This window comes from Micromonospora sp. ATLC20, from assembly GCF_057196585.1.
In genome coordinates, this window is record NZ_JBXUOV010000235.1 from 1 (window position 1) to 7,563 (window position 7,563).

8 protein-coding genes are annotated in these 7,563 nt (G+C 75.0%); 4 read left to right on the top strand and 4 right to left on the bottom strand.

Annotated features, from left to right (window positions below; all coding sequences use genetic code 11):
• Positions 1 to 212: 212 nt before the first annotated feature.
• Both AC2CHG_RS28565 and AC2CHG_RS28570 read right to left on the bottom strand, forming a co-directional pair.
• The gene (locus AC2CHG_RS28565) at positions 213 to 509 is read right to left on the bottom strand and encodes a MoaD/ThiS family protein (protein WP_135240025.1); all 297 of its coding nucleotides are present in this window, start codon (positions 507 to 509) and stop codon (positions 213 to 215) included.
• The gene (locus AC2CHG_RS28570; protein ID WP_355509159.1) at positions 506 to 1,621 is read right to left on the bottom strand and encodes a WD40/YVTN/BNR-like repeat-containing protein; all 1,116 of its coding nucleotides are present in this window, start codon (positions 1,619 to 1,621) and stop codon (positions 506 to 508) included. Before AC2CHG_RS28570 ends, AC2CHG_RS28565 begins: the two co-directional genes overlap by 4 nt.
• Before the next feature lie 169 nt (positions 1,622 to 1,790).
• On the opposite strand from AC2CHG_RS28570, the gene AC2CHG_RS28575 reads away from it, so the two are divergent.
• A complete protein-coding gene (locus tag AC2CHG_RS28575) occupies positions 1,791 to 2,201 on the top strand; it encodes an MmcQ/YjbR family DNA-binding protein (protein ID WP_262015304.1) in 411 nt (136 codons plus the stop codon).
• 1 nt (position 2,202) lies between these two features.
• On the opposite strand, the gene AC2CHG_RS28580 is transcribed toward AC2CHG_RS28575, so the two are convergent.
• Complete coding sequence (locus AC2CHG_RS28580) at positions 2,203 to 2,739, bottom strand: GNAT family N-acetyltransferase (RefSeq protein ID WP_484525960.1); 537 nt, start codon at positions 2,737 to 2,739, stop codon at positions 2,203 to 2,205.
• 978 nt (positions 2,740 to 3,717) lie between these two features.
• Between AC2CHG_RS28580 and AC2CHG_RS28585 the strand changes: the two genes are divergently transcribed.
• The gene (locus tag AC2CHG_RS28585; RefSeq protein ID WP_484525963.1) at positions 3,718 to 4,134 is read left to right on the top strand and encodes an ASCH domain-containing protein; all 417 of its coding nucleotides are present in this window, start codon (positions 3,718 to 3,720) and stop codon (positions 4,132 to 4,134) included.
• A 15-nt stretch (positions 4,135 to 4,149) separates the two neighbouring features.
• Here the strand turns inward: AC2CHG_RS28585 and AC2CHG_RS28590 are convergent, their stop codons facing one another.
• On the bottom strand, positions 4,150 to 5,277 hold the full coding sequence (locus AC2CHG_RS28590; protein ID WP_484525961.1) for a CaiB/BaiF CoA transferase family protein: 1,128 nt from the start codon (positions 5,275 to 5,277) through the stop codon (positions 4,150 to 4,152).
• 116 nt (positions 5,278 to 5,393) lie between these two features.
• On the opposite strand from AC2CHG_RS28590, the gene AC2CHG_RS28595 reads away from it, so the two are divergent.
• A complete protein-coding gene (locus AC2CHG_RS28595) occupies positions 5,394 to 6,794 on the top strand; it encodes an acyl-CoA synthetase (RefSeq protein ID WP_262015307.1) in 1,401 nt (466 codons plus the stop codon).
• 49 nt (positions 6,795 to 6,843) lie between these two features.
• Positions 6,844 to 7,563 (top strand): zf-HC2 domain-containing protein (locus AC2CHG_RS28600; RefSeq protein WP_484525962.1); only part of this gene is annotated, 720 nt, incomplete at its 3' end.

Genomic DNA, 7,563 nt, shown 5'->3' on the forward strand with positions numbered 1-7,563 from the left:
GGCACGACCTGCCCGGCGGGCGGGCCGGCGGGCGGCGGGTCGGCGGCCGGGGGTGACGCGGTGCAGCCGGCGAGAGCCAGCGCGGCGGCCATCGTCCATCCAAGCGTCCGGGGTCCGTGACCTGTCATGCCGGTCAGACGTGGCGGTGACGGGCGCGGTTCCCGGCCGCGCCGCTCAACCGCCGATCGGTGCGCAACCGCCGGCCGTGCCGCTCAACCGCCGGCCATCGCGCCGAGCACGATGAACGGCTCCTTGCCGGCGACCACCTCCTCCGGCAGCGGCGCGTCCGGGGACTCGTTGGAGAGGTCCAGTTCGCAGGCGTAGAAGCGGACGAACGGCCGGCGCTGCCCGCTGTGCCGGTCGCGGATCGTGCCGAGCAGCATCGGGTACGCGGTCTCCAGGGCGTCGAGCACCTCCCGCTGGGTGGGCGGCCCGGCCACCTCGACGCGTACCTCGCCGGCGACGTGCGCCAGGTTCTTCAGGTGCGCCGGCAGCACCACCCGGATCACGGCAGCACCTGGACCTCGACCGAGAGCACGGCCGGCAGGTCGCGCACGATCGGCGCCCAGGTGTCGCCGCCGTCGGCCGAGTGGTAGACCTGCCCGCCGGTGGTGCCGAAGTAGACGCCGCACGGGTCGAGCGTGTCGACGGCCATCGCGTCGCGCAGCACGTTGACGTAACAGTGCGACTGCGGCAGGCCCTCGGTCAGCGGCTCCCAGTGCTCGCCGCCGGTGCGGCTGCGGTAGACGCGCAGCCTGCCCTCCGGCGGGTAGTGCAGCGAGTCGCTGGTGATCGGCACCACGTAGACCGTCTCCGGTTCGTGCGCGTGCACCGCGATCGGGAAGCCGAAGTCGGTCGGCAGGTCGCCGCTGACCTCCCGCCAGTTCGCGCCCGCGTCGTCGGTGCGCATGACGTCCCAGTGCTTCTGCATGAACAGCGTGTCCGGCCGGGACGGGTGCTGCGCGAGACGGTGCACGCAGTGCCCGACCTCGGAGTCGGTGTCCGGGATCTCGCCCGAGCGCAGCCCCTTGTTGATCGGCAGCCAGCTCGCGCCGCCGTCGTCGCTGCGGAACGCGCCCGCCGCCGAGATCGCCACGTAGATCCGGTCCCGGTCGGCCGGGTCGAGCAGGATCGTGTGCAGGCACATCCCGCCCGCACCGGGCTGCCACGACGGGCCGGTCGGGTGCTGCCGCAGGGCGGTCAGCTCGGACCACTTCTGGCCGCCGTCGGTGCTCAGGTAGAGGGCGGCGTCCTCGCCGCCCGCGTACACGGTGTCGGGGTCGTGGCGGGACGGCTCCAGGTGCCAGATCCGCTTGAACTCCCACGGCCGTGGGGTGCCGTCGTACCAGAGGTGCTGCCCCACCTCGCCGCTGTAGGCGAAGTCGTTGCCGGCCGTCGTCCACGTCCGGCCGCCGTCGTCCGAGCGCTGGATCAGCTGCCCGAACCAGCCGCCGGACTGGGACGCGTACAGCCGGTCCGGTTCGACGGGTGAACCTGTCAGGTGGTAGATCTCCCAGCCGCCGAAGTGCGGTCCGTCGACGGTCCAGTCGTCACGCTTGCCGTCCGAGGTCAGGATGAACGCGCCCTTGCGCGTGCCGACAAGTACTCGTATGCCGCTCATGTCTCGTCCTTCCGTCCTGAAGGGGGTTCTCCCGGCACTGACCGTGCGGCTCACCGAAACTCATCGCTGTCGTACTCCCCGGCTACGACATTTCCTGGTCGGACGCGCTGTGGCGGGGTCGCCACGCCGGTGCGGCCGGAATGTCGGGGGCTGCGGCTAGCCTGCGCGCATGACCGGCCCCGGAGACGTCCCACCCGAGCACCTCGACCGACTGCGGCCGGTCTGCCTCGGCCTGCCGGAGACCTACGAGGAAGCGGCCTGGGTGGGCGTGCGGTGGCGGATCCGCGGCCGCACGTTCGCCCACGTGCTCACCGTCGACCCCGGCCACCAGGCGGCGTACGCGCGGGCCGCGGCGACCGACGAGCCGGTCTGCGTGATGACGTTCCGCTCCCCCGGCGACGAGATCGCCGGGCTGCTCGCGGCCGGGCCGCACTTCTTCAAGCCGGACTGGGCCGCCGACGTGGTGGGCCTGCGGCTGGACGCGGACACGGACTGGACCGAGGTCACCGAGCTGCTCACCGAGAGCTACTGCGTGCTGGCCCCGAAGAAGCTCGTCGCGCTCGTCGACCGGCCCGGCTGAGTCAGCCGAGCTTCTTGCGCAGCATCTCGAACGCCAGGTCCGGCCGCAGCGGCACACCGAACCGCTCGTCGCCGTACGGGAACGGGCTCAGCTCGCCGGTGCGGACGTAGCCGCGCCGCTCGTACCAGCCGATCAGGTCGTCGCGCTGGACGATCACCGTCATCCGCATCTCACCGGCGTGCCACTGCTCGGCGGCGTAGCGCTCGGCCTCGGCCAGCAGCTCCCGGCCCAGGCCGCCGCCCTGCCGGCCGGGGGCGACAGCGAACATGCCGAAGTAGACGTGGTCGTCGCGGCGTTCCAGCTGGCAGCAGGCCACCAGGTCGCCGTCCTGCTCGGCGACCAGCACCACGCCGCCCGGGCCGGTGACGGCGGCGTCCACCATCTCCGGGTCGGTGCGCTGCCCGGCCAGCAGGTCCGCCTCGTGGGTCCAGCCCTGCCGGCTGCGCTCGCCCCGGTACGCCGACTCGATCAGGTCGACGAGGGCGGTCACGTCCTCGGCGCGGGCGACCCGGACGGTACGGGATGCGGGGCTGGTCATGGCGGTTCTCCACGGTCGCGGCGACGTACCTGGTCAGCGTACGCACGCGGGTGTCCCGGACGGCGACCGGGACCACCGGGCGGGACGGTTCGTGGTTCACTGCCCGGTATGGAGACGACGGTCGGCGCGGCGGGCCTGCCGGCGGTCCTCGACCTGCCGGCCGGGCCGGTACGCGGCGGCCTGGTGGTGCTGCACGGCTCGCACGCCGGGCAGCGGTCCTACTTCCTCTACGAACACCTGGCCCGGCTGCTGCCGCCGGCCGGGATCGCGGTGCTGCGCTACGACCGCCGCCCCCGGATCGACGGGCGCGACGTGCCGCTGGCCGACCAGGCCGACGACGCGTCCGCCGCGCTCACCGAGCTGCGCCGGCACGTCGGGACGGCCCCGGTCGGGCTCTGGGGTTTCAGCCAGGGCGCGTGGGCGGCGGCGCTGACCGCCAACCGGCACCCGGTCGACTTCCTCGTCCTCGTCGGGTGCAGCGCGGTGAGCCCCGCGGTCCAGATGCGCCACGGCACCGCCGAGCAGCTCCGCCGCAACGGCTACGGGCCGGCCGACCTCGCCGGGCTGGCCGAGCTGCGCCGCGTCGCCGAGGGGTACCAGCGCGGCGAGGTACCGCGCCCGGTGGCGCAGGCGGCGATCGACGCGGCGGCGCGGCGGCCGTGGTTCCCGCTGGCGTTCCTGCCCGAGCAGCTGCCCGCCACGCCCGGCACCTGGACCGACATGGACTACGACCCGGCGCCGGTGCTGGCGCGGCTGACCTGCCCGGTGCTGCTCTGCTACGGCGAGACGGACGCGTGGATCCCGATCGAGGACAGCCTCGCGGTGTGGCGGCGGGCGGCCCGCGACGCCGAGCTGACGGTGGCCCGGCTGGCCGGCTGCGACCACGCGCCCACGCTCGGCGAGGGTGAGGACCTGGACAGCGTCAGCCCGCAGTACGAGCGGGTGCTCCTGGACTGGCTCGGCCGGACGCTGCCGCGCATGGACGCCGACCTGCCCACCTTCGAGTTCGCCTTCCCCGGCCCGCTGCGCGACCAGCTCGTCGCCGCGGTACTCGACGGGAGCAAGACCACCACCACCGGGCTGCTCCAGGACTACGAGATCGAGGGCGAGCCACTGCCGGTCGTCGGCACCCGCTCGGCGGTCATCGACTCCGACGGGCGGCCGGTGGCGGTGATCGAGCTGGTCGAGGTCCGCGTCACCCGCCTCGGTGACGTCGATCTCGACCACGCCCGGGACGAGGGCGAGGGGTTCGACACGGTCGCCGCGTGGCGGGCCGGCCACGAGCGGTTCTGGCACGGCGACGACTACCGCGGCTGGCTCGGCGACCCGGCGTTCACCGTGGACGACGACACAGCGGCCGTGCTGGAACGCTTCCGGCTGGTCGAGACGCTCTGACGGCGGCCGGGCCGGTCACTCCGCGGCGAGCCAGGCGCGCAGTTCGGCGCCGTGCTCGTCCAGCTCCGGCGGCGGCAGGTCGTAGCGGGGCGGCGCCCCGGACAGGCCGATCGGGTTCCGGATGCCCGGCACCCCACCGGTCGTCACCACCGGGTCCAGGCCCAGCCCGTGTGCCAGCGCCACCCCCTCGGCCACCGAGTTGATCGGGCTGCACGGCACGCCGGCGGCGCGCAGCTCGGCGAACCACTCCGCGCTGCCGCGCCGGGACAGCGCCGCCACCAGCAGCGGCCGCAGCTCGTCGCGGTGCGCGACCCGGTCGGCGTTGCGGCGGAACCGCGCGTCGTCGGCCAGCTCCGGCACGGCGAGCACCCGGCAGAGGGTACGGAACTGGGCGTCGTTCCCGGCGATCACCACCAGTTCGCCGTCGGCGGTGGGCAGCGGCTCGTACGGCACGATGCTCGGGTGCGCGTTGCCCATCCGGTGCGGGGCCGCCGCACCCGCGACGTACGCGCTGGTGTGGTTGACCAGCCCGGACAGCGCCGAGGAGAGCAGGTCCACTGTGACGTGCTGCCCGCGCCCGGTCTCGTCGCGGTGCCGCAGCGCGGCCAGGATCCCGACCGCCGCGTGCAGCCCGGCGATCACGTCGAACACCGCCACCCCGGCCTTGTAGGGCGGGCCGTCCGCGTCCCCGGTGAGGCTCATCAGCCCGGCCGCGGCCTGCACCATGAGGTCGTACCCGGGCAGGTCGGCGCCCCCGGCGTCGCCGAAGCCGCTGATCGAGGCGTACACCAGGCGGGCGTTGCGGGCGGTGACCGTGTCGTGGTCGAGGCCGAAGCGGCGCAGCGCGCCCGGACGGAAGTTCTGGATCAGCACGTCCGCCCGGTCGGCCAGCCGGTGCGCCAGCGTCAGGTCGCCGGGATCGGTCAGGTCGAGCACCAGTGAGCGCTTGTTGCGGTTGACCGCCAGGTAGTAGGTGGAGACGTCGTCGCGAACCGGGGGCCGCCAGCCGCGGGTGTCGTCGCCGCCGGGCGCCTCCACCTTGACCACGTCCGCGCCGAGGTCGGCCAGGAGCATCGTCGCGTACGGGCCGGCGAGAATCCGGGAGAAGTCGGCGACCAGCACCCCGTGCAACGGACCCGACATGCCACCCTCCCTCGCCGCCGACCACGATGACACATACCCGACGGCACACCCGGCAGGGGTGGCCGGCCCGGCTACGGTCGCGGTACATCGGGCGGACATACCGGAAAGGGGTGCGCGTGTCGCTGCTGAGCCGGCTCGCCGGGTCCACCGACGAACGCCCCGGCGCGGTCCGGGTGGGCGACCGGTCGCTGTCCTGGGTGGAACTGCGCCGGGCGGCCGCCGCCGTCGCCGACGACCTGCGCGGCGCGACCCGGGTGGCGGTGCCCGCCACGGCCAGTCTGGAGACGGTGGTCGGCGTGGTCGGCGGGCTGCTCGCCGGCGCGGCGGTGGTGCCGGTGCCGCCCGACGCCGGCCCGATGGAACGCGACCACATCCTGCGCGACTCCGGCGCGGAGCTGCTGCTCGCGCCGCCCGGCACACCGCACGCCGGCTCGCCGCCTGTCGTACCGCTGGACCTGGCCCGGCGCGCGGACACCACACATCCCGAACCGGACCCGGCGGCCACCGCGCTGATCCTCTACACCTCCGGCACCACCGGCGCGCCGAAGGGCGCGGTGCTGTCCCGCCGCGCCGTCGCCGCCTGCCTGGACGGGCTCGCCGAGGCGTGGGCCTGGACCCCGGACGACGTGCTGGCGCACGGCCTGCCGCTGTTCCACGTCCACGGGCTGGTGCTCGGCGTGCTCGGCCCGCTGCGCGTCGGCAGCCGGCTGCACCACGTCGGCCGGCCCCACCCCGAGCGGTACGCGGCAGCCGGCGGCTCGCTGTACTTCGGCGTACCCACGATCTGGTCGCGGATCGCGGCGCAACCGGCGGCGGCGCGTGCGCTGCGCGGCGCCCGGCTGCTCGTGTCCGGCAGCGCGGCGCTGCCCGAGCCGGTCTTCGCGGCGCTGGCCGGGCTGACCGGGCACCGGCCGCTGGAGCGGTACGGCATGACCGAGACGCTCGTCACGGTGAGCGCCCGCGCGGACGGTCCCCGGCGGCCCGGCACGGTAGGCGTGCCGCTGCCCGGCGTGCACACGCGGGTGGTGGACGAGCAGGGCGGCCCGCTGCCCGCCGACGGCGCCGCAATGGGTGAGCTGCAGGTACGCGGCGGCACGCTGTTCGACGGCTACCTGAACCGGCCGGACGCAGACGCGGCCACCCGCACCGCCGACGGCTGGTTCCGCACCGGCGACATCGCGACGGTCGACCCGGACGGCGCCCACCGGATCGTCGGCCGGGCCGCCACCGACCTGATCAAGAGCGGCGGCTACCGGATCGGGGCCGGCGAGGTGGAGGACGCCCTGCTGGCCCACCCGGGCGTCCGGGAGGCGGCGGTGGTCGGCACGCCCCACCCCGACCTGGGCCAGCAGGTGACCGCGTACGTGGTCGGCGACGGCGTGGCCGAGACCGAACTGATCGACTTCGTGGCGCGGCACCTGTCCGCGCACAAGCGCCCCCGGCAGGTACGGCTGGTCGGCGCGCTGCCCCGCAACGCGATGGGCAAGGTGCAGAAATCCCGCCTGACCGAGGCGTGACCCGCACCCCGCCGGGAACCAGCGCGGCTCTGGCGACGACTATCCCTACATGGCGTGTGAGCAGTGGCGGGAGATCCTGTCGGCACAGCTGGACGGTGAGGCGTCCGGCTCGGAGATCGAGGCGGCCGAGGCGCACCTGAACGGATGCGCCGGCTGCCGCGGCTGGTTCGACTCCGCGGCGTCGGTGACCCGGCGGGCCCGTACGCAGCTCGCCCCGCAGGTGCCCGACCTGGTCGACGCGGTCCTGGCCGCCGCTCCCCCGCCCCGGCCCAGCCGCCGCCACCGGATCACGCTCGGCCTGCGCGGGGCGCTCGGCCTGCTCGGCGCGGTGCAGCTCGTCCTCGGCCTGGCCCAGATCGGCCGGGAGGCCGTCGTCGAGCACGCACACGCCTCCGGCCAGCACCTGTGGCACGAGTCGGCGGCGTGGAACGTCGCCGTCGGCGCCGGGTTCCTCTACGTGGCCGCGCGCCGGTCCGCCCCGTCCGGCCTGCTGCCGATGCTCAGCGCGTTCGTCGCCACGCTCGTACTGCTGTCCGTCAACGACCTGATCACCGGGCAGGTGGCGATGACCCGGCTGGTCAGCCACGGATTCCTGCTGGTCGGCTGGGCCGTGATGCTGATACTGTCCCGCCTCGGCCGGCGCCCCGGCGACACCCCGCCCGGGCAGCGCCGGTCGGAGGGCTCGCGGTGGGCGCTGCCGGCCGAGGAACCGGCCGCGCCGGCGCTGCGGCTGGTGCCGCCCGGCCCGTACCCCGCACAGGCCCGCGAC

Excerpts from the sequence above, each read along its gene's own strand:
- AC2CHG_RS28570 (WP_355509159.1), bottom strand. The coding sequence starts at position 1,621 with ATGAGCGGCATACGAGTACTTGTCGGCACGCGCAAGGGCGCGTTCATC.
- AC2CHG_RS28575 (WP_262015304.1), top strand. The coding sequence starts at position 1,791 with ATGACCGGCCCCGGAGACGTCCCACCCGAGCACCTCGACCGACTGCGG.
- AC2CHG_RS28580 (WP_484525960.1), bottom strand. The coding sequence starts at position 2,739 with ATGACCAGCCCCGCATCCCGTACCGTCCGGGTCGCCCGCGCCGAGGAC.
- AC2CHG_RS28585 (WP_484525963.1), top strand. The coding sequence starts at position 3,718 with ATGGACGCCGACCTGCCCACCTTCGAGTTCGCCTTCCCCGGCCCGCTG.
- AC2CHG_RS28590 (WP_484525961.1), bottom strand. The coding sequence starts at position 5,277 with ATGTCGGGTCCGTTGCACGGGGTGCTGGTCGCCGACTTCTCCCGGATT.